The organism is Candidatus Paceibacterota bacterium (assembly GCA_028718635.1).
GTDB lineage: Bacteria > Patescibacteriota > Minisyncoccia > Phycocordibacterales > UBA9973 > UBA9973.
In genome coordinates, this window is the sequence record JAQULK010000001.1 from 615,094 (window position 1) to 639,626 (window position 24,533).

Below are 24,533 nucleotides of genomic sequence, written 5' to 3' on the forward strand. Positions count from 1 at the left end.
AAAGTTTTAAATAACTCATAAAAACAAGACAATCAAACAAAAAGGAGCCAACCATGAAAAGAATAGCGTCAGTAGCAGTATTACCTTTCCCGCTTACAGTTATATCATTGTTCAGTTACGGAATTTTGCATTTTTTGGGACATGTAGATGACTGGACTCACGTTCGTTTTGCACAGAACATGGGAAATAAGACTCACAACTTATTTGGATGCCAAGAAAGAATCATCTACCTGTATAGTAAAGATTTACATTCCAAAATGCTTGAACTCTTGGAAGACAGTTGGCATCTCAAAAGGATCCTCCATTTTGCTCAGTGTGGAGGCAACAAACAAACCAAAAGTCTGTACGCAAGACTAGTGTCAGTACTAAGGAAACTAGACACTGAAGGCAGCAGGCGAGCAATTACCCAGACCTCTCTTTTAATCTCGGATCTTAGAAATAAAAGCAGAGATATCTGGAAAGGTACCGAGGTTATGGAGACTTTTGTTCCTTTGCTCGAATCACTTGAGATAGCGCAACCTTTAGTTGCTTCCTATCCTCCCGATAAAAGATTCCTCTATCTCCCAGTATTTAAGGATAGAGGCGGAGCAACAAGAACCGAGGACGACGTAAATGATTATTTTGAAGTTGTGTTGTCCGAGGGTCGCATTTACGAGCTTAAAAACAAACGCGTTTCCATAGTCGTAGGGGGACCCAGCAGAAGTGGCAAAAGCACTTTGGCAGTGTCCCTTGTGGCCGAAATGCAAAATTACATCAGGTCACTAAAGTCTAGACAAGGTTTCTCAGATCTAGAACTAAGTGTTGGTCTTGCAAACCTAGACTTAGCAACACCAACAACCCAAGCTATTGCTGAGAAATGGGCTACTGATCGTGAAAAAGTTGCAAGTTTGAAACGTCCGTGGAATATTGCGCTCGCAGAAGAAGCCCAACGAAATTTGTTCCAATGTCGAGAAGAAAACAATATTTCCATTGGAGACCTGCCGGGAGGCCGTGTTGACGATATCACTGAGCTTCTCGCAAGTAGCGCAGATGCTGCTATTATTATCAGTAACGACTGGAATGTTTTCAAAGAAGAATGGAATCCTCTGTTTTGTCGCGTAGGATTGCCACTCGTTGCAAAGATAAGAAGCAGAAGAGCTGATGAAGGCTTTTCCAGCCTAATTACAACAAGAGATCCGGGGAAAGCACTCATGGGAAGAATAAGTTCTCTCAATCGCTACACGAAATCCTGGGATTTATTTATTCAATGGTTGGCAGCTTTTCTGTTGTTTGAAATTCTACCAACACAGTTTGAGAAAGGTTCGTAGTTCGTAAGCACAATCAATCGCAGAACAGGGGTCAACGGTTTCCGTTGACCCCTGTATTTAGTTAAATCCAGTAAAACTTAAAATAAAGTGGCTTTGATACGTCTAACACCTTGCGCAACTGCTTCTTCTTTTTGAATTTTAAATTTGCCCAATTCACCCGTATTGGAAACGTGCGGACCTCCACAGAATTCTCTGCTGAAATATCCTGTTTTTTCGTCTCCGATGGAGTAAACTTTTACCATTTCTCCATATTTTTCATTAAAAGAATGTGTAGCGATTTTTTCTGCATCTGCTTTAGGCATTTCCACAAAACCAACCGGCAACTTTTCCGCAATTTTATCATTTACAATTTCTTCCACTTTCTTCTTTTCTTCTTCGGTCATTTTTTGCGAATGAGTAAAATCAAAACGCAATCGCTCGCCGGTAATATTGCTTCCTTTTTGCATTACATGATTGCCGAGTACTTGCTTCAAAGCAGCATTCAGTAAATGTGTAGCAGTATGCAATTTTTTAGCTTCTTCCCCGCCGTCTGCCAGCCCGCCTTTAAACATCCCAGCAGAAGCAGAACGGGATTTTTCCTGATGATCCTTCAAGGCTTTATTTATTTCATCTTCGTCTACTTTGAATCCTAAGTCTTTGGCGGTGTTGACCAACAGCTCGATGGGATTTCCGTGTCTTTCAAAAAGAGTAAAGATAAATAATCCGGAAGCCGTATTTTTGTCTTTTAATATCGGAATATCTCCTGCTTTTTTTATGTTGCCTAATTTTGCAGCTTCCAGGTCAATACGGTATCTTTCAATTCCGTCAAAAGGCTTTTTAAATAATTTTTCTTCCTCCCTGATAACTGAAATAATATGATCAAATTTATTTTTTATTTCAGGATAAACTTTGTCATAAATTTCAGATATTAGAGAATTAAGTTCAATCCAGAAATTATCTGAAAGTTTGATAATTGAGGCTTTAGAAAAAACTCTCCGAAGAAGACGGCGCAAAATATACCCGCGGCCAGTGTTAAAAGGCGTGACCTCGTCTATGATCATAAATACTGCTGTACGAAAATGATCAGCAATAATTCGAGCAGAACGCAAATCATAATTTGCGCTTTTTTCTTTTATTAAATCCATCAACGGCTTGAACAAATCCGTCTCAAAAATATCATCTTTCCCTTGCACTGCCATTACTACTCGCTCGAGGCCCGCTCCGGTATCTACATTGCTTTGTTTGAGTTTCCCAATTACTTTCCCATCAAACTTTTCGTATTCCATGAAAACATCGTTCCAGATTTCAATAACTTTCTGCTCCCCGTCAGCTTTCATGTATTCTTCTTTACTTAAATCTCCCAATCCTTCTTGCGTGATATCATAAAACATTTCAGTGTCAGGTCCACAGGGGCCATTGTCCCCCACGCTCCACCAATTCGATTTTGCGCTCATATAATAAATGCGATTTTCAGGGATATATTTTTTCCAAATATTAAAAGCTTCCGTGTCTTTGGGTGCGTTTTCATCACCTTCAAATACAGTTACATAAAGACGTTTTGGGTCCAACCCTAAACCTTCCTCTTTGGAAGTTAAAAATTCATAGCTCCATTTTATAGCTTCTTCTTTAAAATAATCTCCAAGAGACCAATTGCCCATCATTTCAAAAAAAGTGTCATGAGTTTTATCCCCCACTTCGTCTATGTCTTGAGTGCGCACACACTTCTGAATGTTTACTAATCTGCTACCCATCGGATGCTCCTCTCCTAGAAGATATGGCACAAGAGGTTGCATACCTGCAGTATTAAATAAAACAGAAGGATCATTTTCGGGTACTAGAGAAGCAGAAGGAATTATTTTATGTCCTCGACTTTCAAAAAATTTTAGAAACCTTAATCTAATTTCGTCTGATTGCATCCCGTTAGAAGCAGGTTGCGGTCACCATACCGCAATTATACTTAATTATGCTATTAAATTTTGTATTTCTTTTAAACATTAAATATATTTAACTGCGACCGCGGCTTCTAACGGGATTGCATACAACTTTATTTCACCGGTTGATCTATTTCTTCAACAATTTTTCTAATAGGTTTTTCAAGAATATTTATTAAAACTAGTATTAAAAGTACTAAGACAGTAACAAGTATGGCTAGACTATAAAGTCCGAAACCAGCCGCCATACCGATACCTGCAGTAACCCAAAGCCCACCAGCGGTAGTAAGGCCTCTAAGCTGTGAACCATAAAGCATTATAGAACCAGCACCCAAAAAACCGATACCAACGACAATTTGTGATGGAATCATTACTGGGTTCAAGCCTGGAAGGTTTATATATTTTTGCACCAACGCTTCTGAAACCAATACAAAAACCGCTGAACCCAAAGAGACAAGAGCATGTGTTTTCATGCCAGCATCCTTGTGAACAAAGAATCTTTCTGCACCCACTAAAAGCCCTAAACCTACCGCTACTACTAATTTCAAAATAACATCTCCGTTTTGTATAAAAAATTGTTCCATCGGATAATTATACAACTACTCCACCACCCAAGCAAACATTACCATCATAAATGACACAAGATTGACCAGACGCAACTAAAACAGGCTTCTCAAAAATCACTTGTGCAGAAGCCTTACTTCCGCAAATTATTTTGCAAGATAAAAATTCCCCATGATAACGAATTTGCGCAGTATAGGTTTTATTTTGTTCTGGAATCTTAGAAATCCAATTGATACTACTCAAAACAAGAGAAAAACTATTTGAAAAAGAGGCTACGGAGCGCGACGGCGCGAGTCTTGAGGAATTTTTCAGCAGAAAAATATCCGGACTCTTTTTTAGATAGTTTTTGTCTTGTGATACATATAAAATATTTTTCTTTATATCTTTGTCCACCACATAATAGGCTCCATCTGTCGGTGTCTTTTTTGTGATAGTAAAACCATGCCTCTCTCCTAAGGTATAAAAAACTTCACCGTCGTGAAAGCCGATCTCTTTTCCATTTTCATTCCCCGCTTCCTGCGGGGCAAGCAACACTTTCCCCTTTTTTTCTTTTATATAATGTTTTAAGAATTCTTTTAAATCCACTGCTCCCAGAAAACAAATGCCTTGACTATCTTTTTTTTCTGCAATAGAAAGCTTGAATTTTTTAGCAAGTTTTCTAACTTCAGTTTTTTTGAGATCTCCAATGGGAAATAAAATCTTCTTTAACTGCTCTTGCCTGAGTGTCCACAAAAAATAACTTTGATCTTTTGCAGGATCATTACCTTTCGCAAGCTGAAAAGATGTTCTTTCTTCGGCATTCGCAACCAAAGCTCGGTCAGCCATGTTCAAGATAGAGTGCGAGCCGTGAGAAAGAAGCATCTTTTCAGCTTTTGCGTAATGACCAGTAGCCACAAAATCTGCCCCCATTGAAAGAGCCTTTTTAAGGAAAGCTCCAAATTTTACTTCTTTATTACACATCACATCCGGATTCGGTGTCCGTCCGAGCTTATATTCTCGAATCATATAATCAGCCACTTCTTTTTTATAAACATCTTCAAAATCAAAAGTAAGAAAAGGAATATCCAAAGCTGCTGCCACACGCATTGCATCCATACGTTCTTGCTCTTCATTGCAAGCCAAAAAATCCGGATGCCATGTTTTAATAAATACTCCCACAACTTCAAAGCCTTGCTTTTTTAGCAAAGCTGCCGAAACAGCGCTATCTACGCCACCCGAAAGTCCCACAAAAACTATTTTTTTCTTTTTCATGTTTTATTCGTAAACTCAAATATAATATTTTTGCCGGTACGGATTTTTTGAAGCTTAAAAAATCCTGAAATTCTCGCGCCGTCGCGCTCGAAACCCCTTAAAAACATTATATTTGAGTTTACGATTCCATCAGCTTTTTGTAAAGCTCAAAGGTCGCACGGGCATCAGAGAGAGCAGAGTGTGGACGCTCGTTTTTAATACCAAAATGCAAGCACAATTCACGCAAAGAAAAATGCTCAAAATTTTTATTATTATGCAACTTCGCCCAAGCGATAGAGATCGTATCTAATTTATGATAATGCATGGTATTTATGGTCTCGATTTTATTAAAGACATATTCTAAAAATCCTGCATCAAAGGCAACATTGTGTCCAACCATAATGCAGTCTTTAACTTTTTTAGAAAAAATTTTTATCGCTTCTTTTAGATCAAGCGCATCCTTCCAATCCTCTTGATTAAAATGATTCACTTTAATAGCAGCTGGGTCAGCGTTTTTAATGTATTCCGGTTTAATTTTTAATTCAAATTCCTCAATCACATCAAGAGTTGATGACGTAAACACACAACCAATCTCAATAATCTCATGCTTCAGTAAACTTAAGCCAGTGGTTTCTATATCAATAAAAGCAAAATTGTGTTTTCTCATGATTTTTTTATTTCAAGTATTTTTTTATATTTTGATTATGTTCTGTAAAAGTCTTTGCATAATGTATATTACCATCTTTATCATGAAGATAATAAAGATATTGTGAATTTTGCGGATGGATAGAGGCAATTATGGCCGCGAGCCCTGGATTGCTGATCGGATTCTCCGGCAATCCCTTTGTTTTATAAGTCTCTGGCGCGGAATCTACTTGAAGCGGCATGCCGATTTTGATTCTTTTCCATAAAATTCCAGAAATTACTCCCCTGTCTACGTCTCCTTTTGACTCCCCCTCAATGATTGAAGCCATTGTGATGATATCTTTTTCAGACTTTCCTGTTGAAGAAATTTCAGGCAAAAGAGAAGTGATTTTTTTATTGAAATTTTCACTCATGGATTTTATCACATCCGCCTCATTTGCATTATTAAGAAAGAAATAAGTATCCGGAAAAAGATACCCCTCTTGATCCCTTGCTTCTAGAAAAAATTTATCTTTATTGAAATTTTTTAATTTTAAAGCAGATACATTCGCTATTTGATTCAAGTTGAAACCTTCCGGAATAGTAATTGAAATCGGCACAATATTTCCATAATGCTGATTTCTTTCAATTCGCAAAATTTCCCTTCGACCAAGAACCAAAAAAGCAATAAGGCAAAGTAAGCCTAAAACTATTTTCCCGACACGTACGAGTTCTTTCAGTAAAAAAGAATTTTCCATAATTTATATTGGCAAATTCGTAGGCGGAGAAGCTTCTTTGGATTCGATACGTTCAAGTGTAGGAACTTTCAAGATCTGACCTGGGAAGTGCCAGATTGTCGCAAGCTCTTCAACATTCAAAACATAAGTTTCGTGATGAGCATAGGCATTTATTACAGAATCAAAAGGCCATTTCCAATGATGCTTTGAGAAAAGATGATGCCGAAGCGGAAGATGAAAAAAGGCACGCTCGCGATATTCATGAAGCATTCTATTTGCCAGCATCATCACCGTTTCATTAGAGGCAAGAAAAGTACCGCTATAAAAATCCGCCTGAGCTGAATTTATACGATAAAATTCATTACAATCAGGTCTGGCATATTGACGAAAGAGGAGACGCATGTTTCTTCTATTGCTCAAATTAAATACTTCTTTTTTTCCTATATACATTATGCGAACACCAGTTTCAAAACCTATCTTGGAAGTTTTGGCAGACATTGCCGCTACGGCATTTTTCAAAAAATCAGCAACACGAACCTCTATTCTTTTTGGTCCCTCACCCTTAAAATCATCTTTAACAGCAGTATATGGTTTCAAAAATCTGAGCATTTCTTTTTTTGCCTCTTCTACCCAGCTATGTGGAACGTTATCAGAACCTGGTTTTGGTGTAATGACGATCTGGATCCATCCTTGCTCCCCTTTCTTGAGCGAACCGAAAAATTCTATCACTGGAGAAATAGGGTCAACTTTAAATTCTTCTTTTGGGTCTTTGTCTAATCCGAAATCAACATATGTTTTAATAGGATAAGCAAAATGTTTTGTCAATTTAAACTCGCATCCCCAGCCATTCCAAGCGCTCTCGGGACTAATCTCATCCACAGCCAAAGTGTAATCCTCAACTACTTTTACCTGCGCTTGCGGATATTGCGCATACATCTGAGTCTCGATAAGATCTTTGATGCGTGAAGGCGTTCGTATATAAAAATGTACTTGTCCGTCGATAGACGCTATCTCCAATGAAAACCAAAACCAGACAGCGCCTTGCCAAAATTCTTCCTTGCCTCCTTTTATACTCCAATGATAAAGGGCATTAGTAAAAAAAAGTTCCATTGCTTTCGGGCTTCGCAATACCTCGCGCGGTGGGACTATTTCAAGCAACACAAACTCTATGCCAGAAATAAAATCCTGCTGAACATAATGTACCCAAAGCTTCCAAGCGAGCCAGCCTAAAAATATCGTTCCGGCCAAGGCCAAAACCCCTATTTCGAGGTTGTATCTCCAAATCAAAAAACCCAGGATCACAACCACAATCCCAATCCAATAATTTTTTATAAAATCAAAAATCTTTTGCTCAATAGTTGGCCCCGTTTTTGCTTCCGCCATTCATCTATTTTAATGTATGTACCCAAAAATAACAAACCCAGACAGCGCCTTAGGCGCTGTCTGGTAAATCTTCTTCTTCAAGTAGAGAAGTTTTTCCTCTCTCCTTTCTAACTATTGAAACAATTTCGTCACAATGTTTTTTAAAATTTCTACTCCCATTAAAAATTTCTAATATCCTTTTTCCTTCCTCTTTTGAAACAATTTTAAAATTATTATTCTCGTATTCGTAATCACTAGCAATCGAAAGAGTTACTTTATTTTTTGGAATATTGTGAATTTGATAATTTTTATTTACATAGCCAATGATTTTGTTAAAATAATTTTCATTACTAATGATTTGCGATTTAAAGGTTCCTTGAAAAAGTGACCCTGTGCGAGAATTTTTAATATTAAAGTAGGAAGTATATCCCGCTTGCAATTTTTGCATAAATTTAGCTATACCTCCATCCACTAACTGTTTTAAAACAAAATGAAAATGATTCGGATTTAAACAATAAGTAGCAAAAGAAACCAATGGCTCTTTGGATACCTTAGACAACGCCTTAGGCACGGTCTTATCTTCATTTTTTCTTGCATTTCTTATGCTACCGATAATTTCTGTTTGATTAAATTCAGAAATACTTTCAATAAAGCGATCTAAGTCTTTCCTATTAAGAAAAATATCCCTTTTATCTACTCCACGATTGTAAATATGGTGGTACTCGCCCGTAACGATTGGTTGTTTTCTCATTCTGTAAGTATAACACAGACAGCGCCTAAGGCGCTGTCTGATTAACTCATTATTTTTATTGTTTTAAAGTTTTTAGAATCTAAACCTTTTATTGATATGTTTTCTTTTGTTATTTTACTAGATGCAATTTGAGAAGGAGAAAGCACGTATTCTTGGTAGCTATCCCCTATCTTTTTTAAAACTCCAATCCCTGGCCAAAATTTAGCCACGGAGGTTTTTGTTGTTCCGACTGGTATACAATTTGCCATTTTCATACAAAAAACTATTATTTTTTCTTTTGCGCGATTGTACGCACGTCTTTTAGGGACTGTATAATACGACTGATGTAATAATTCTATTTTTTCTCTCCATAGAGGATCTTTGTCTTGACCTGGCTTTAAACGTACATTCAACTCAACCATATGTTTATGACGATCATCTAATTTAGGAAGTCCGCCCAATTCTTTTTCCATTAATATGATTTTCTCTTTTAAGTCTTTTTCAAATTCTTCAGGTTGATAATATGACCTTACTGGTGTAAGAGTAAATTTTATATTTACTGGCAGATAGTCCTTAAGAAAATCAACAATTGCAATAAAACTCTTGGCGTAACTATCCGTATAAGCTTTTGGAATATTATTCATTCGTTCCACAATAATTTCATCCGAACTGAAATCAAATTCTACCCCAGGTTTATATACTTCTGCTATTGGCTTTAGCCAATTCGTATAATACATCAAGGTAAATAATTCCGACCAATCCGCCTCCGGAGTTTCTTCCAGACGCCAAAGTTTATAACCACCAAATGGAAAAATTAATTTTATCGGTAAATTATTTTTTATGCTATTTGCTATAGCTTCGTAAATTTTAGGAATATATTCAGGAGTTACGGCAAATTTCCTGAATTTTTTAGACATCAGGGTTTTGAATATAAAATCAGCTGATTCCTTATCGGATGAATTTTAACATAATAAAATTTTTATACAAAAAAACCAAACAGCGTCTTAGGCGCTGTCTGGGAATAAAAAAAAGAAATTTTTACGCTACAGTGTAAAGTCCGTTTTTGTTTTTCTTGAAATATTTTGAATTGGCAAGATTCACTAAAATAGTATTTTTTTTGAAATATCTTTCTTTCATCACTCTTTTGACCACTTCGTCCTTTGATAATGGCTCTCCTGATTTTTTCAGAATATCTTGAATGACTTCCCGGGCAATACCTGCCTTATAGCCCCATTCAGAAAGAGCATATATTCCCCTGCCAACCAAAATAAAGCGAGAGTCTTTAATAAGCTCATTGTGACAGGTTGCGTAATGTATTTTTTTGCCGAAAGTTTTAGAAATAGAATCCGCCACCTCCTTGAAGTGCATAGGCGAACCATGGCGTCTCATCACCAGAAAAGCATAATCTTTCACTCCACGGGTGCGGATATTGGGCGAAGAAGCCTTGCCCCATTCCCCCAATTTATTTTTCGCAATAGTTTTAGAAATAGAAAGCCATCTTTTTGCCATCTCTTCATCTCTACATTCTACAGAACAATCTTTCATTTGATCAAAAAACCTCTTTATCATTTCTGTTTCTGGAATAAGATCTTCATCATTCAAACTGGCGTAAAGTTTTCGAAGAGCTTCATGCACTTTGTCAGCCATGGCATCATCTATGCTATAACGGGTGTGAAAATGTTCATCTTCACGATGTTTTTTAAAAACATCAGCTAGCGCTAGGAAAAAGTTTATATGATTTTGAGTATTCTTATCTTTAGATATATAAGGCAAGAATTCATGTTCCGCAACGATTGACCCCAGGTTATGAACTATTTGTTTTAACTCGTCAAAAATAGCTTGCTCGTTTTTATAAGCATCGGATTTTTTGATAAGATTTATAGCCGCCTCTTCAACCTGGCGAACGCGCTCCCTTGTAATTTTATATTTTTTTCCAATCTCTTCGAGAGTTTTTTTCTTGCCATCAGCGGTCAAACCAAAACGGTTCAATATCACATCCAAAGTGCGATCATTAAGGTGTGCAGTTATTTTTTTGGTTATTTTTTGAGGTTTAAAAGTTATTGTTGCCATCCCGGTACTAAAATTTTAATTAATAAACTTTATCTTATTATCCCGTAATCAAAAATTTAGTACGGGACAAGTATTTTTTTATCTTTTTGCCCTAGCTCGATCAATTTCCGTCAAAAATCTCTTGCGAAGTCTGACGGATTTGGGCGTAATTTCCAAGTATTCATCTCTATTCATCACCTCCAGACCTCGTTCGATACTTAAAATAAAAGTAGGATTTAAGGTTATCGCTTCATCAGTACCAGAAGCTCGCATATTGGTAAGCTGTTTTCCTTTTGTAGGATTGACAGACATGTCGTCTCCTTTAAGAACGTTACCAATCACCATCCCTTCATAAACATCCGTACCATGACCTATATACAGTATACCACGTTCTTGTAAGTTTGCAAGAGAAAAGGCTACCGCTTTGCCAGAAACCATCGAAATCATAGAACCGTATTCCCTCTTTTTTATCTCTCCTGCATATTCTCTAAATCCTGTAACTCTTGAACTCATTATCCCTTCCCCTTTAGTGTCTATGATAAACTCGCTGCGATATCCCAAAAGTCCGCGTGTCGGTATGTCAAAAATAATTCTAGCAATACCTTCTTTTTCTACCATGTCTTTCATGATGCCTCGTCTTTTGCCAATTTTCTCTATAACGCTTCCGGAAAATTCCATCGGAACATCGATCACTAGCTCTTCATAAGGTTCTGTCTTCACGCCATTCTTTTCTTTTATAATAACTTCTGGTTGAGAAACTTGCATTTCAAAACCTTCTCTTCTCATATTTTCAAGCAGTATTGCGATGTGCAATTCTCCTCTGCCATATACTTTAAAAAATGAGGGGCCTGACTTATTTTCGTTTTGGTTCTGGAGAACCTGCCTGCCGGCAGGCAGGAAATCAACCTTGAGCCCGACGTTGATCTCTAATTCTTTTTCTAATCTTTCTTTGATTTGTCTTGAAGTGACAAACTTGCCTTCAAGACCTGCAAAAGGAGAATCATTTACTAAAAAATTAAGAGAAAGAGTCGGCTCATCGATAGCGATGTGCGGCAATATCTCTACGCTCTCGTCCTCGCATATGGTTTCTCCGATATAAATATCCGGAATTCCAGCCAGAAGAACGATATCACCCGAAGTTGCAGAATCTATTTCTTTTCTATTTATCCCCTCGAAAACAAAAAGTTTTGTAATTTTCCCCCGGCGGATTTTCTCCTCGCCGTCAATATTGCCTTTTATAAAAACCTGGCTGCCTGATATCATCTTCCCGGAATAAATCCTAGCCACTGCCATTCTTCCTAAAAAATTATCATAACCCAAATTAAAAACTTGCGCAGACATTTTGCCATCTTTGTTTACAGAAGCTGGAGGAACTTTTTCTAGTATTAGATCTAATAAAGGAGAAAGATCTGCTGATTCATCGCCTAAATGCCTGAAAGCTTTCCCTTGCCTGCCAATTGCATATATCGTTTCAAAATTGGCTTGCTCTTCATTTGCACCCAATTCAAAAAACAACTCCAAAATTTCTTCATGCACTTTATGCGGATCAGCTGCCGGCTTGTCTATTTTATTTATAACCACTATGGGCTTGAGGCCTAATTCCAAAGATTTTTTTAAAACGAATCTAGTTTGCGGCATCGGTCCTTCTGCTGCGTCTACCAACAGCAACACGGAATCTATGGCACGCAAAACCCGCTCCACTTCTGATCCGAAATCCGCGTGGCCAGGAGTATCTACGATGTTTATCTTTGTGTCTTTATAATAGATGGAAGTATTTTTTGAATAAATAGTAATACCACGCTCTTTTTCTAGATCGTTTGAATCCATTGATACTCCTTCATCTTGAAGACCACCATTTTGCTTCATCAATGCATCAGTCAAGGTCGTCTTGCCATGATCCACGTGAGCTATTATTGCTATATTTCTAATTTCCATAAAAAAGAGCCCAAAAAAATATTGAGCTTCCTTTTATATTAACATATTTTTCTAAAAACTACAAATTCTTCTTATTGGTGACGATTTTTACTATTTTAGCAGTCAGAATATTTGTTGTCTTATCTAAATTCCCGACAATGATCACTTTTTGTCCTGCCAAAATATCGGTGGCAGAAGCCGAGATCCCATCTTTTTTATATACAGTTGATGCGTTTGTCGCCACATCTACTGAGGATGTTGTTTTAATTTTTAAGTTTTTTACATTTACTGTAAAACCTGAAGCAGTTAAATTGGAAACAACCCCTACTGCTACATTGTTTTGTTTCCTTAATCCTGTTTTATGCTTATTCTTATTTTGTTTTTGATAAGCCGAATGTACATTTTTTATACCCAAATCCCGCGGAGTAGAAGCAAAAACGCTTGAACCCGAAACTAATAATGATATGGCTAATGCCCCTGTCGCTATATGTTTTTTATATTTCATATATACCATCATACAAGGAAGATGATGAAGTTAAAATGAAGAAATAGGAAAACTCGCTTCGCTGATAGGTAGGGAAATCGTGACGCTTGTGCCTTTGTTTTCCTGACTTTTTATGGAAATCGTTCCTTTGTGATTCTCAACAATTTTTTTTGATAAAGTAAGTCCCAATCCTGCGCCGTCCGCATTCCTTGCCTTGTCTCCCCTAAAGAATGGATCGAAGATTCTTTCAATAATACTTTTGGGAATGCCTACCCCGCTATCGCTTATAGTTACAACATATTTATTTGAAATAATTTTGTCCGATACGGAAATATTTCCTTTGGGAGGAGTATATTTGATGGCGTTATCTAAAATATTATAAAATAACCGGCTGAGTTCGACTTTATTTCCTAGTATAGTTACCGGAGGTTCCATTATTTTTTTCTCAAAAGCAATCTCTTTACTAGAAGCTAGATTCTCACTTTTTTCTAAAATAAATTTTAATAATTTGCTTATATCAAGGGGTTCGCATTCCACGCATTTAGGCACATCATATTTTGATATATCGAGCAAAGTATTGCTGAGTTTTGAAAATTCCCTCATCTCGTCCAAAGTATCTTCGAGAGTTTTTTTTGCCAAAGTGAAATCTAATTTTTTATTATTCAAAGCGACTTCAAGCCCCGAGATGACCACTGCCGTGGGGGTACGAAGTTCATGAGAAGCATCCGCGATAAATCTCTTTTGTTTTTGCATATTGGATTTGATCGGTTCCAATGTTTTATAAGTAAGCAAAAATCCTAAGACGATAACCAAAATTATTATAATGCCATCTATCGTCAAAAAACGATTTAACAATATATTTTGAGTTCTATTGATAATCAAATTAGCGGTATTCACATCTAAAAAGATATTGTCTAAAATCGATTGAGAAAAATTCGAAAGGATCGTGTTATAAAGCGTAATACTGGCACTGCCTAAAATTACGATTGCCGTAATCGAATAATAAAAAGTAAGCCTGAGCCGCGCTATGAAAAATTCATCGTCTTTCAAGCTAGCCTTCCATTTTGTAACCGACTCCTCGAATTGTTTGTATAATTTTTCCATTGTCCTTAATTTTTTTTCTTAGATTTTTTATATGCACATCCACTGTGTTGCTAAACGATGAATCTGCAAAATCCCATGCATGCGAATAAAGCTCATCACGGGTGACTACTTTATTTTTATTGCGCATCAGATATTCAAGCACCATAAATTCCTTGAGCGTAAGAGAAATAATTTTGTTTTTATAAGTTACCGTTCTGCTGGCTGTGTTGATGCGGATCTCTCCCAAGGTAAGTATATCAGAGAAAGATTGTTTGGGACGCCGCAAAAGCGCGTGAACTCGAGCGAGAAGTTCTTTGAAAGCAAACGGCTTTGCCAAATAATCATCCGCTCCTGCATTGAGGCCGACGACCTTATCATCAATAGTATCTAGTGCTGTAAGCATCAGCACAGGAACCACGACACCATTCTCCCGCCAATTATTAGAAATAATAACTCCATCCTTGCCAGGGAGCATCCTGTCTAGAATTACAAGATCATACTCATCGCGATTGAATAATATTCGACGTTCCGCGATCAAACCATCTCCTATGACGTCAACAGCGTACCCTTCTTGGATTAAACCCTGTTTCAAATTTTCAGCTAATTTTTTATTATCCTCAACAACTAATATTTTCATATTATATATATTAACATTTCGAAGATTAAATCTTCATGAAGACCAAAGAATGCAAAAAATATAATTTTATGTTATTTTATATGCAACGCGTCGGTGGTAGAGCGGTCAAATACAAGGGACTGTAAATCCCTCGCCTTCGGGCTACGAAGGTTCGAATCCTTCCCGGCGCACAAAGAATTATACTGAGGATCTGGTTCGTACTCGGATCGGGCTTTTGATTTTTGTTTTTTTAGTTTCGACGACGATCTCGTTATTTTTCTCAGAAACAAACACTGTATCCCCTTTGGAAACTTTGTTTGAAATAATATAAGACGCGACTGCGTTCAAAATTTTATTTTGAATCAAACGGTTCAGCGGTCTAGCCCCATAATGCGGGTTATAGCCTTCTTTCGACAAGTAAGAAAGCGCTCCGTCGGAAATTTCAAAATTTATTCCTTTAGCTTTTAGTCGATCCACTACGACTTTGATTCGCAAATTAACTATTTGTTTTAGAGCGGTTTCCGACAAAACATCAAAAACAATAATTTCATCCAAGCGATTCAAAAATTCTGGACGGAAATTATCCTTTAAAGCCTCTGTAACTTTTTCTTTCATGTTGCCATAATCTTGTTTTTGAGAGTTATTAGAGAATCCAATTGATTCCATTTTTTCAACAAATTGCGAACCAATATTAGAAGTCAAAATTATAATAGTATTTTTAAAGTTTACTACCCTTCCTTTGCCGTCAGTCAATCTTCCTTCATCAATCACTTGTAAAAGCATATTGAAAACTTCTGGATGAGCTTTTTCAATTTCATCGAAAAGGATCACCGCATACGGGCGATGCCGAACAGCTTCGGTCAACTGACCAGCCTCATCATAACCCACGTAGCCTGGCGGAGATCCGATAAGCTTGGACATAGAATGTCTCTCGGTGTATTCAGACATATCTACACGAATAACGGCACTTTCGTCATTGAACATAAATTGCCCGAGCGCTTTTGTGAGCTCTGTCTTACCCACACCTGATGGACCTAAAAAAATAAAAGAACCTATCGGACGATTCGGGTCTCCGATACCGGCGCGAGAACGGCGAATAACATCAGCTACGCGCGAGATAGCATTATCCTGTCCCACGACTCTTTTCTTTAATTCAGCCTCCATTTTTTCAAGTTTTTCACGTTCTTCTTCAAGCATCTTTGTAAGTGGTATCCCTGTCCAACGAGCTACCACCTCGGCTATATCTTCAGCCGTAATTTCTTCTTTCAAAATTCTGCGGGATTTTTGCAATTTCTTTAATCGGGCAAGTTTTACATCCAGCTCTTTTTGAAGCATAGGTATTTTCCCATAGCGCAATTCAGCCGCTAAAGTAAGATCCGCTTTCATTTCTGCGCCTTCAGCTTCTAAGCGGATGCTCTCAAGCTCTTTCTTTATATCTCTGATTTCAGACACGATTGTTTTTTCATTCTGCCATTTTAATTCGAGCTCTTTTGTCTTCTCGGACAGATTGCCTATTTCTTTATCAATTTCTTTAATTCTATTTTTTATTTCATTATTTTTTTCTTGTCCTTTTCCTTTTTGCTTTTCTTCTCCATTAAAAGAGCTGATCTCTTTCTTCAAAGCTTCTTTTTCAATTTCCAAACGCATTGTCTTTTTATTGGCATCTTCTAAAATCGGCGGTTTGTTTTCTAGCATTATCTTTAATGAGGAAGAAGCCTCGTCAATCAAATCCACAGCTTTGTCAGGTAAAAATCTATTTGTAATGTAACGAGAAGAAAGATTGACGGCAGCCACGATGGCATCATCAGTAATTCGTATTCCATGAAAAAGTTCGTATCTTTCTTTTAACCCACGAAGAATTGCAGTCGCATCTTCTACGCTGGGTTCATCGATATAGACAGGCTGGAAACGGCGAGCTAAAGCGGGATCTTTTTCTATGTGTTTTTGATATTCACGCAAAGTTGTTGCGCCGATAGCCCGCAATTCTCCGCGCGCTAGCGCCGGCTTCAACATATTCGAAGCATCCATGGTGCCTTCTGCTCCGCCTGCACCGACGATAGTGTGAATCTCATCAATAAAAAGAATTATTTTTCCAGCCGATCTCTCGATCTCTTTCATTAAACCTTTCAATCTCTCCTCAAACTCTCCGCGATACTTTGTACCGGCCACGAGCATTCCCAAGTCAAGAGAAACGACTTCTTTGTCCTTCAAGGATTCAGGCGTATTATTTTTTGCGATTAATTGCGCCAACCCTTCCGCTATAGCGGTTTTTCCTGTCCCCGCTTCTCCAATCAAGATAGGGTTATTTTTTGTTCGGCGCGAAAGAATCTGCATTATGCGAGTGATTTCATTGTCTCGGCCAATAACCGGGTCCAGCTTGTCTTCCCTTGCCAGCTTGGTCAAATTGCGGGTATATTTCATCAATAATTTGAATTTTTTTGGCTCAGTTACATCCGTAATGTTTTGACTGCGAAGCTCCTCTAAGACCTTCATTACTTGATCTTTGTGAATTCTAAATCGCGCCAAAGTCTCGCGAGCTTCACTCATGACTTCGAGAATTGCGATAAAAAGATGTTCGGTTGAAACGAAATCATCTTTCATAAATTCTGCCAGTTTCGCTGATTGTTCTATGACTTGCGCTAAATCAGGATTGAGATAAATCTGATACGAAGGTGAAATGGTGTTTCGCGATTCCGGCGACTCAATCAATTCTAAAACCGAGTCGGTCAAAAGTATCGTATCAATTTCCAATTTATCTAAAATAGAATTCACCATGGACTCTTCTTGGAGCAAGAGCGCGCCAAGCAAATGCAAGGAAGACACATGGTTTACCCCGCGTTCAATAGCTAGCTCGTGGGCTTTTTTAATGGCATCTTTGGCTTTAGTTGTAAATTTATTTAATGGTGGCATATATTTTTATATAATTTAATTTTTTTTACTTAACTCTATACTTGCATTATACACTACGTGTCAAGTGTATGAAGTCTTACTGAAGGTTAGATGAAGAAGAACCTGTTTTTACAGACGCGGTTACCGATGCCAAAGCATCAGTAATAGTTTTTATTGAGGCAAAATTTGTCATATCATTAAAGAGAGCGATGCCGAGAGCTTCTCCGTCTAAATTTAACACTAAGCCTCCGGCATTTGATTTAGTAACATTGATGTCAACATTCTTATTCCCTTCAAAAATAGAAGAAGATATGCTATTGCCAAAAAGTAAAACTCTCTGTCCCGCTTTCATTTTATCCAAATCCCCAAAAACTGGTACTGAAAAAGATAATTTATTTTTCACGTCAACTGTAGAGCCTATCTTCAGAAAAGAAAATCCGGACTTGTCAGCTAAAATGAAATCTGCCTTGAATTTTCCGCTATCATTTTTTACATAATAAACTTCTTTGTCGGGAACGAGAGTCGCATCGGCTGCAATAATTCCATCAGCAGAAACTACAAACCCTCTTCCTGCTCCCACTTCGACAGTTTTCAGATCTGCGTCTTGGGTTTCCTTAGTTATGGAAAACACAGCGGATTTATTTTTGGCAATAGCATCTACTACCAGGTCTTCTTCTTTGATGACCACTGTTTGAACTGTTTTTTTCCCCTCCACTTGTTGAATTTTCTCAATTGTCTGCTGGACCACGTGATTAATCGGAGTAGTGATCGACGGCGGAGCCTGTTGCATTAAGGTCACAGTCGTTATACCTGTCGCAATGGAAGTAACAAAACTAAGCAAGATAGCGAGCAAAATAAGTTGAGTTTTATTTAATTCCTTGATATCCATCCCGTTAGAAGCAGGTCGCGGTCAATAATAATTTCATTTACTTTCCCGTCAAAAACTGCGACCGCGGCTTCTAACGGGATCCATACCCTAATGATACCATTTTTTTAGTTTAGTCAAAATTTTTACTAAAACTTTTATAGTATAATCAATATCCTCTTTTGTTGTATCTCTGCCTAAAGAAAAACGCACTCCACCAGTATCATCATACCAAGGGTTCCCCTTGGCAAGTTTTACCAAGGGGAACCCTTGGTATTGTGCTTGACGAATTGCTTTGATTACATAAGATCCTCCGCTTTCCCCGCTCTTGCACGCGCTCTTGGCCGACGTCATTATCCCCTTTGCAGAAAGTTCAATCACTAATAGATCGCTCGGAATTTTTGGAAATGTTACATTTACATTATTCGGCAATCTATTTTTCAAATCTCCATTAATTATATAACCTTGCGGACGTTGGACGTCCGATTTTCGGACGTCCAACGTCCGCAACCTCTCCATAAAATAATTACGAAGTTTTTCCAAGCGTTTGCTTTCTTGTTCTTTAATATTTTGCGCTGATTTTAATGCACAGGAAAATTTTAAAATCTCCGGCAAATTTTCCGTGCCTGGACGAATTCCTCCTTCTTGATCTCCCCCGCCGAACACCTTCGCAAGCTTAATCGTTTTCTTTTTATAAAGAACTCCGACTCTGCCAGATTCCTGTATCTTTGAGCCGGAAAGTGAAAGCAAATCTATACCCAATCTCTCCACGTTTAGATCTAGATAATTTACCGCTTGTACTGCATCCGTATGGAAGAGCGGGAAAATACACCTCTCCCCAACCCTCTCCTTATTAAGGAGAGGGTGCTGAAAGCGGGTGAGGTTCTTCCAATGCTTAATTGCCTTTGCAATTTCTTTTATTGGCTGTATTGTCCCTATTTCATTATTCGCATACATTACCGAAACAAGTACAGTATTTTTTTTTATTTCTTTTTTTATTTTTTTTGGATCTACTATTCCATTTGCTTCGACTGGTACGATCGTTATTTCTGCCAGCTTTCTTTCTGCTAACAACTTGCAAGTCTCAAGAACCGATGGATGCTCTATGTTAGTTGTTACAATATGCGGCATACGGAGGCAATTCCTCCGTACGGAGAAATTGCCTCCGTATGCTTTTTCAAACCAAGCCCACACTACTCCCTGTATTGCAAGATTGTTGCTTTCTGTACCACCACTTGTAAAAATTATTTCTTCTGGTCTAGCGCCCAAAATATCAGAAACTTCTTTCCGTGAATTTTGAAGTTTAATTTTTGCTTCTACCCCAGCCCTATGTACAGAACTAGAGTTTGCCGACGCGCTGGCGGCATAATCTAGATATATTTCATTTGATTTAGGCATAAAAATAGTATATATTGAAATTACATGAATCCCGTACGAAATTACGGGATTTGATTATCACATTAACACTTCTACCGTGAAAAATAAATGGTAGGATTTCGTACGGGATGAACACAAAGCTTCAAATTGTTTTTTTTATTTTGATTGGCATTATTATTCTACTCGGAATCGTTTGGGTTATCGTTACAGAAAAGCGCTTAAAAAGATTTTTCCTTGGCAAGAAAGCAAAAGATTTGGAAGACAACATCATTTCATTAGAAAATAATATAGCCGAATTAAATAAAACGAAGGACGCGATGCATAAAGATATCGCCGGAATAAACACTAAACTTAAAAAAAGCATTCGCGGACTGGAGACAATACGTTTCAATCCTTTTCCTGATCAAGGCAGTAATCAAAGTTTTGCTATTGGAATGCTTAATGAAGAAAATGACGGTTTGGTGATTTCAAGTTTATATTCTCGCGAACGAATGAGCGTATTTGCCAAGCCCATCAAAAATGGAAAATCCGAGTACGAACTCACAGCTGAGGAAAAAGAAGTTTTGAAAAAAGCCCAAATATAATAATGGAAAAAGATAAACAAAAAGAAAATATAGTTAATCGTCCGCCTGTCGTGGTAGTCATGGGTCATATCGATCATGGCAAATCTACTCTGCTTGATTATATAAGGAAAACAACTGTTACTGAAAAAGAAGCTGGGGGAATAACTCAGAGAATTTCCGCCTATGAAGTCACGCACCAAAACAGCAAGATAACTTTCATAGACACTCCAGGACATGAAGCTTTTTCAAAAATGCGCGAACGTGGCGCAAAGATTGCCGACATTGCCATTTTGGTCGTTTCGGCGGAGGACGGCGTAAAACCGCAGACTATCGAAGCATGGAAAACTATTGTCGAGTCCGACACTCCATGCATTGTCGCTATAAACAAGATAGACAAAGTGGGCGCTGATATAGAAAAAACAAAAAAAGAATTAGCCGAACATGAAATCTATTTGGAGAGTTATGGAGGAAAAATTCCTTCCGTAGATATTTCTGCCAAAGTCGGTACTGGAGTGGACGAACTACTTTCACTTATTTTAATTTTAGCAGAAATGGAAAACTTTACTGGAGACAGCTCTCTGGATGCATCTGGATATGTAATTGAAGTGAACTTAGATTCCAAACGCGGAATAATGGCAACCTTGATAATAAAAAATGGAACTATCAAAAATGGAATGACTGTGGTAATCAGAGACGCTATGTGTTCCACGCGCATAATAGAGAATTTTCTTGGAAAGGCAATAAGCAAAGCTACTTTTTCCTCCCCTATTCGTATTGTAGGTTTTGATAAAATGCCGAGAGTGGGCGCGCAATTTAAAACTTTCCAAAAAAAGGGAGACGCCGTGGCGTATATAGAAAAGAGACCCCCTCGCCCTTCGGGCACTCCCCCTTCTCAAGGGGGAGAAAACGTGGTTAATAAAAAAATAATTCCAATAATATTAAAAGCTGACGGCTCTGGATCTATTGAGGCGATTGAAAAAGAAATTTCTAAAATAAACTCTGATACCAGCACCACAATAAATAAAAATGCAGAATTCAGGATTGTCGGAAAAGGGATCGGGCCCATTTCTGAATCCGATATAAAAAATGCGTCATCTGGCGACACGATCGTCATAGGATTCAATGTAAAAGCAGACAAAAGCGCAATTGATACAGCCCAAAAAAGAGACATAACGATTTCCTTCTTTAATATTATCTACCAAATGACAAAGTGGTTGGAGATCCAAATGGAAGAAAGAAGACCAAAAATTGAAACCATAGAAACAACTGGCCGAGCAAAGATTATTCGAGCCTTCAGTCGCACTAAGGAACGCCAAATTTTAGGAGGAAAAGTTACGGAAGGGCAAATAGGACTAAACAGTGCTATTAGAATAATGCGACGAGGGTTTGAGATTGGCCGGGCAAAGATTGTTAATCTTGAAAAAAATAAAGTAAAAACGAGTGAAATTTCCGAAGGTTCTGAGTTTGGAATGATGATTGAGTCAAAAATAGAAGTTGTCGCCGGAGATATATTAGAATCTTTTTCAATAACTCAAAAATAATACACCTCACCCTAGCCCTCTCCTTATCAAGGAGAGGAAAAAATAAAAATTATGAACCAAAGGAATGAAAAAGTAGCGAATCAGATTAAAGAATTATCAGCGCAATTTTTAGGACGCGAGGATAATAAAACTTCGCTCATCACCGTCACTTCCGCCACCACCTCTCCTGATTTAAAACGAGCGACTATCTTTATCACCGTGCTTCCCGATTCCAAAGAAAAATCTGCGTTGGATTTTGTAAAGCGAAAGCTTAAAGATTTGCGGGAATATTTGAAGAAAAATATGCCGATTAAAATTATTCCCTTTCTGGATGTGTCGATAGATCTTGGAGAAAAAAATAGGCAAAAAATTGACGAACTGCTTCGAAATGGTTAAACTTCTTGAATAGTCTTTAAAAAAAGGCCTGGTAGCCAAGTGGTAAGGCATTCCTCTGCAAAAGGAATATACGGCGGTTCAATTCCGCCCCAGGCCTCATTAAAATATGTTAAAATATTTTAAGATAAATAATTGCCCAAGTGGCGTAATTGGTAGCCGCGCAAGACTTAAAATTTTGTGACCGCAAGGTCGTGTGGGTTCGATTCCCACCTTGGGCACCAGAATAGAACTAGACGGTTTTTCAGAAACCAAAATGCGGGACGCGCGAAGCGCGTCCCAAGGATTCCCGCCGAATTCCCCCAACGAATTCAGAATTTTTGGCGCGCTTGCGCGCACTAATTTTTCGCCAAGAAGCAGGTTCGAGCCAAAGATTTCTTTGGCTTTGACCTTTTTTGCAAAAAGGTCATCATCAGAAGCAATTTTGTCCAAGGATTGAGCGTCTTTTATCCATTCTTTCATCGGTTCGAGCCAATCATTCTGCTTGTGTGAAAGAGAGGTTATTTCTTCTTGGAGAGACTTCTTTTCAGATAACAACTTTGCTTTTTGATTTCGATAATCTTGTTCATCAATTACTTGGTCTAAATATCCTGTAAGAAGTCGCTCTAACTTTTGTGAAATGACCGATAGTCTTGTTTCGTTCTCTTTCACACAAGCAGTCAAAGACGGGGCGGAATTGTTAAAATCTTTTTCTGCCATTTTTAACAATTCTTCCGCCCAGTCTTTGGGCAAAGAAACTTTTTGTATTTCGGATGATAACTGGCGATCCAATTCTTTTTCTCGAACGGCAGACTCGGAGCATTTTATAGTTTTAGATTTTTTTGTACAACGATAATATGTGTATTCATGGACATTACCATTTTTCTGCCGTTTGAATTTGTGTTCGCCAGTTATCATCATCCCACAAGAAGCACAGGAAATGAGTCCGCAAAATGGTTGAGGTTCGTTTTGTGGTTTTCGTTCGGGTTGTCCACGGAGTTTCAACATTTCCTGTGCTTCATCAAAAAGTTTCATTGAAATAATTGGCTCATGAATACCTTCATGAATTTCTCCGCCATATTTAAACAAACCGATATAGAACGGATTAGAGAGGATAAAAGACGCTTTGGTTTTGGAGATTCTCTTTCCGGTTCGAGTGGTAACGCCGGACTTTGCCAAAAATGATGACACATCTTCCAGTCGCATATTTCCTTTTGTGTATTTCTCAAAAGCCAAGCGCACGATGCGAGATTTTTTCTTTTCCACCACGATTGTTTTTGTTCGTGAATCGTTGAGATAACCCACTGGCGCTTGGCTTGGGAATATACCCATTCTGACTTTTTGGCGAAGTCCGCGTTTCGTATTTTCGGAAAGAGAATCGACATAGTATTTGCTTTGTACAAAGGCCATAGAGAGCGTAAATTTGCCCTGTGGCGTACTTTCAAACCAAAACTGTGGGAACTTAAGGCTCACAAGCAATCCGATGTCTAAAAAGTAGACAATCTTTCCACCGTCCACCGAATTGCGGGCCAAACGATCTGGATGCCAAGAGAGAATACAATCTGCATCGCCCTTTTCAATACGCTTCATCATTTCATTAAAAATTGGACGACCTGGAATTTTAGCAGATTGTTTTTCGATAAACTCTTGGGCGATGTTCAGATTTTCTCTCTTGGCGAACTCCCGCAATTCGGTGAGTTGTGCGTCAATTGATAAAACCTGCTTGTCTTCGACATCGGTTGACTTGCGAGCATACAAAAAGAATTTTTGCATAATATTTTTCTAAAAGCAGAAATGGTTGTACTAGGCGCACAATCCCAACAATAAAGTTAAAATTGTTCTAGCACAACCATTTCTGCTAACTTTACTTAATAATAATTGTGCGCAAAGTCATTATACTACTTTTAGAAAAAAGACAAAAATTCTTTTTGTATTTAAAGCAAATACTATGTCAAAATTGCTTCTGATTTCGAACCTGCTTCTTGGCGAAAAATTAGTGCGCGCAAGCGCGCCAAAAATTCTGAATTCGTTGGGGGAATTCGGCGGGAATCCTTGGGACGCGCTTCGCGCGTCCCGCATTTTGGCTTCTGAAAAACCGTCTAGTTCTATTCTGGTGCCTCTATTATACCAAGTTAGGACCTATTTTCAAAACAAAGTGAGGTAATCGCACGCGCGGAGCGCGTGGTGATGTGAAAGTTTTTCGTACGCTCGACGCAAAGCCCCGCCACTGCCTCGCTTCACTCGGCAACCCCAAAAAGAAAAAATGTTCCTTGCTCTTTTGATTTTCGCGGGGGGATTTTTTTCTAAAATGGAAAGGACATTTTTCTTTTTGGTGTT

Annotated in this window: 22 protein-coding genes and 3 tRNA genes; 9 read left to right on the forward strand and 16 right to left on the reverse strand. The window is 38.0% G+C overall.

Annotated elements, in window-relative coordinates; genetic code table 11:
- Positions 1–53 precede the first annotated feature (53 nt).
- A complete protein-coding gene (locus tag PHT16_03315) occupies positions 54–1,307 on the forward strand; it encodes a hypothetical protein (GenBank protein ID MDD5721448.1) in 1,254 nt (417 codons plus the stop codon).
- A 77-nt stretch (positions 1,308–1,384) separates the two neighbouring features.
- On the opposite strand, the gene PHT16_03320 is transcribed toward PHT16_03315, so the two are convergent.
- The 13 genes from PHT16_03320 to PHT16_03380 form a co-directional block, all read right to left on the reverse strand.
- The gene (locus PHT16_03320; GenBank protein MDD5721449.1) at positions 1,385–3,202 is read right to left on the reverse strand and encodes an alanine--tRNA ligase; all 1,818 of its coding nucleotides are present in this window, start codon (positions 3,200–3,202) and stop codon (positions 1,385–1,387) included.
- A 128-nt stretch (positions 3,203–3,330) separates the two neighbouring features.
- Complete coding sequence (locus PHT16_03325; protein MDD5721450.1) at positions 3,331–3,801, reverse strand: MgtC/SapB family protein; 471 nt, start codon at positions 3,799–3,801, stop codon at positions 3,331–3,333.
- A 7-nt stretch (positions 3,802–3,808) separates the two neighbouring features.
- Positions 3,809–5,032, reverse strand: a complete 1,224-nt coding sequence (mnmA, locus tag PHT16_03330) for a tRNA 2-thiouridine(34) synthase MnmA (GenBank protein ID MDD5721451.1) — start codon at positions 5,030–5,032, stop codon at positions 3,809–3,811.
- 118 nt (positions 5,033–5,150) lie between these two features.
- Positions 5,151–5,678, reverse strand: a complete 528-nt coding sequence (locus PHT16_03335) for a 3'-5' exonuclease (protein MDD5721452.1) — start codon at positions 5,676–5,678, stop codon at positions 5,151–5,153.
- 7 nt (positions 5,679–5,685) lie between these two features.
- Entirely contained in the window at positions 5,686–6,393 is a 708-nt protein-coding gene (locus tag PHT16_03340) for an endolytic transglycosylase MltG (protein ID MDD5721453.1), read from the reverse strand.
- Positions 6,394–6,396: 3 nt separating this feature from the next.
- Positions 6,397–7,755 (reverse strand): hypothetical protein, encoded by a 1,359-nt coding sequence (locus PHT16_03345; GenBank protein MDD5721454.1) that lies wholly within the window; start codon positions 7,753–7,755, stop codon positions 6,397–6,399.
- A gap of 49 nt (positions 7,756–7,804) precedes the next feature.
- A complete protein-coding gene (locus tag PHT16_03350) occupies positions 7,805–8,485 on the reverse strand; it encodes a transposase (protein MDD5721455.1) in 681 nt (226 codons plus the stop codon).
- Positions 8,486–8,526: 41 nt separating this feature from the next.
- Positions 8,527–9,381, reverse strand: a complete 855-nt coding sequence (locus PHT16_03355) for a hypothetical protein (protein MDD5721456.1) — start codon at positions 9,379–9,381, stop codon at positions 8,527–8,529.
- A gap of 121 nt (positions 9,382–9,502) precedes the next feature.
- Positions 9,503–10,534 carry an HTH domain-containing protein gene (locus tag PHT16_03360; protein ID MDD5721457.1) on the reverse strand — a complete coding sequence of 344 codons (1,032 nt, stop codon included), beginning with the start codon at positions 10,532–10,534 and terminating at the stop codon, positions 9,503–9,505.
- Between the two features lie 78 nt (positions 10,535–10,612).
- Positions 10,613–12,448, reverse strand: a complete 1,836-nt coding sequence (gene typA, locus PHT16_03365; protein ID MDD5721458.1) for a translational GTPase TypA — start codon at positions 12,446–12,448, stop codon at positions 10,613–10,615.
- Positions 12,449–12,506: 58 nt separating this feature from the next.
- Positions 12,507–12,932 (reverse strand): hypothetical protein, encoded by a 426-nt coding sequence (locus tag PHT16_03370; GenBank protein MDD5721459.1) that lies wholly within the window; start codon positions 12,930–12,932, stop codon positions 12,507–12,509.
- A gap of 30 nt (positions 12,933–12,962) precedes the next feature.
- On the reverse strand, positions 12,963–14,015 hold the full coding sequence (locus PHT16_03375; GenBank protein MDD5721460.1) for a HAMP domain-containing sensor histidine kinase: 1,053 nt from the start codon (positions 14,013–14,015) through the stop codon (positions 12,963–12,965).
- Positions 13,963–14,631, reverse strand: a complete 669-nt coding sequence (locus tag PHT16_03380; GenBank protein ID MDD5721461.1) for a response regulator transcription factor — start codon at positions 14,629–14,631, stop codon at positions 13,963–13,965. The genes PHT16_03375 and PHT16_03380 overlap by 53 nt, the downstream gene beginning before the upstream one ends.
- Before the next feature lie 87 nt (positions 14,632–14,718).
- Here PHT16_03380 and PHT16_03385 point away from each other — a divergent pair.
- A tRNA-Tyr gene (locus PHT16_03385) sits at positions 14,719–14,801 on the forward strand.
- 7 nt (positions 14,802–14,808) lie between these two features.
- On the opposite strand, the gene PHT16_03390 is transcribed toward PHT16_03385, so the two are convergent.
- The 3 genes from PHT16_03390 to PHT16_03400 form a co-directional block, all read right to left on the reverse strand.
- Positions 14,809–17,520, reverse strand: coding sequence for an AAA family ATPase (locus tag PHT16_03390; protein ID MDD5721462.1), 2,712 nt, complete (start codon positions 17,518–17,520; stop codon positions 14,809–14,811).
- Between the two features lie 76 nt (positions 17,521–17,596).
- Positions 17,597–18,388 carry a hypothetical protein gene (locus PHT16_03395; protein MDD5721463.1) on the reverse strand — a complete coding sequence of 264 codons (792 nt, stop codon included), beginning with the start codon at positions 18,386–18,388 and terminating at the stop codon, positions 17,597–17,599.
- An 87-nt stretch (positions 18,389–18,475) separates the two neighbouring features.
- Positions 18,476–19,762, reverse strand: coding sequence for a cysteine desulfurase family protein (locus PHT16_03400; GenBank protein MDD5721464.1), 1,287 nt, complete (start codon positions 19,760–19,762; stop codon positions 18,476–18,478).
- 107 nt (positions 19,763–19,869) lie between these two features.
- On the opposite strand from PHT16_03400, the gene PHT16_03405 reads away from it, so the two are divergent.
- From PHT16_03405 to PHT16_03435, 7 genes are all read left to right on the forward strand, one after another.
- Positions 19,870–20,325: a DUF4446 family protein gene (locus PHT16_03405; GenBank protein MDD5721465.1), complete on the forward strand. Its 456-nt coding sequence runs from the start codon at positions 19,870–19,872 to the stop codon at positions 20,323–20,325.
- A 2-nt stretch (positions 20,326–20,327) separates the two neighbouring features.
- Positions 20,328–21,845, forward strand: a complete 1,518-nt coding sequence (infB, locus tag PHT16_03410; protein MDD5721466.1) for a translation initiation factor IF-2 — start codon at positions 20,328–20,330, stop codon at positions 21,843–21,845.
- Between the two features lie 51 nt (positions 21,846–21,896).
- On the forward strand, positions 21,897–22,220 hold the full coding sequence (locus PHT16_03415) for a ribosome-binding factor A (GenBank protein ID MDD5721467.1): 324 nt from the start codon (positions 21,897–21,899) through the stop codon (positions 22,218–22,220).
- Positions 22,221–22,245: 25 nt separating this feature from the next.
- Positions 22,246–22,317: transfer RNA gene (locus PHT16_03420), tRNA-Cys, on the forward strand.
- A 37-nt stretch (positions 22,318–22,354) separates the two neighbouring features.
- Positions 22,355–22,441: transfer RNA gene (locus PHT16_03425), tRNA-Leu, on the forward strand.
- A 1,297-nt stretch (positions 22,442–23,738) separates the two neighbouring features.
- On the forward strand, positions 23,739–23,909 hold the full coding sequence (locus tag PHT16_03430) for a hypothetical protein (GenBank protein ID MDD5721468.1): 171 nt from the start codon (positions 23,739–23,741) through the stop codon (positions 23,907–23,909).
- 235 nt (positions 23,910–24,144) lie between these two features.
- Positions 24,145–24,360 (forward strand): hypothetical protein, encoded by a 216-nt coding sequence (locus PHT16_03435; GenBank protein MDD5721469.1) that lies wholly within the window; start codon positions 24,145–24,147, stop codon positions 24,358–24,360.
- Positions 24,361–24,533: the final 173 nt, after the last annotated feature.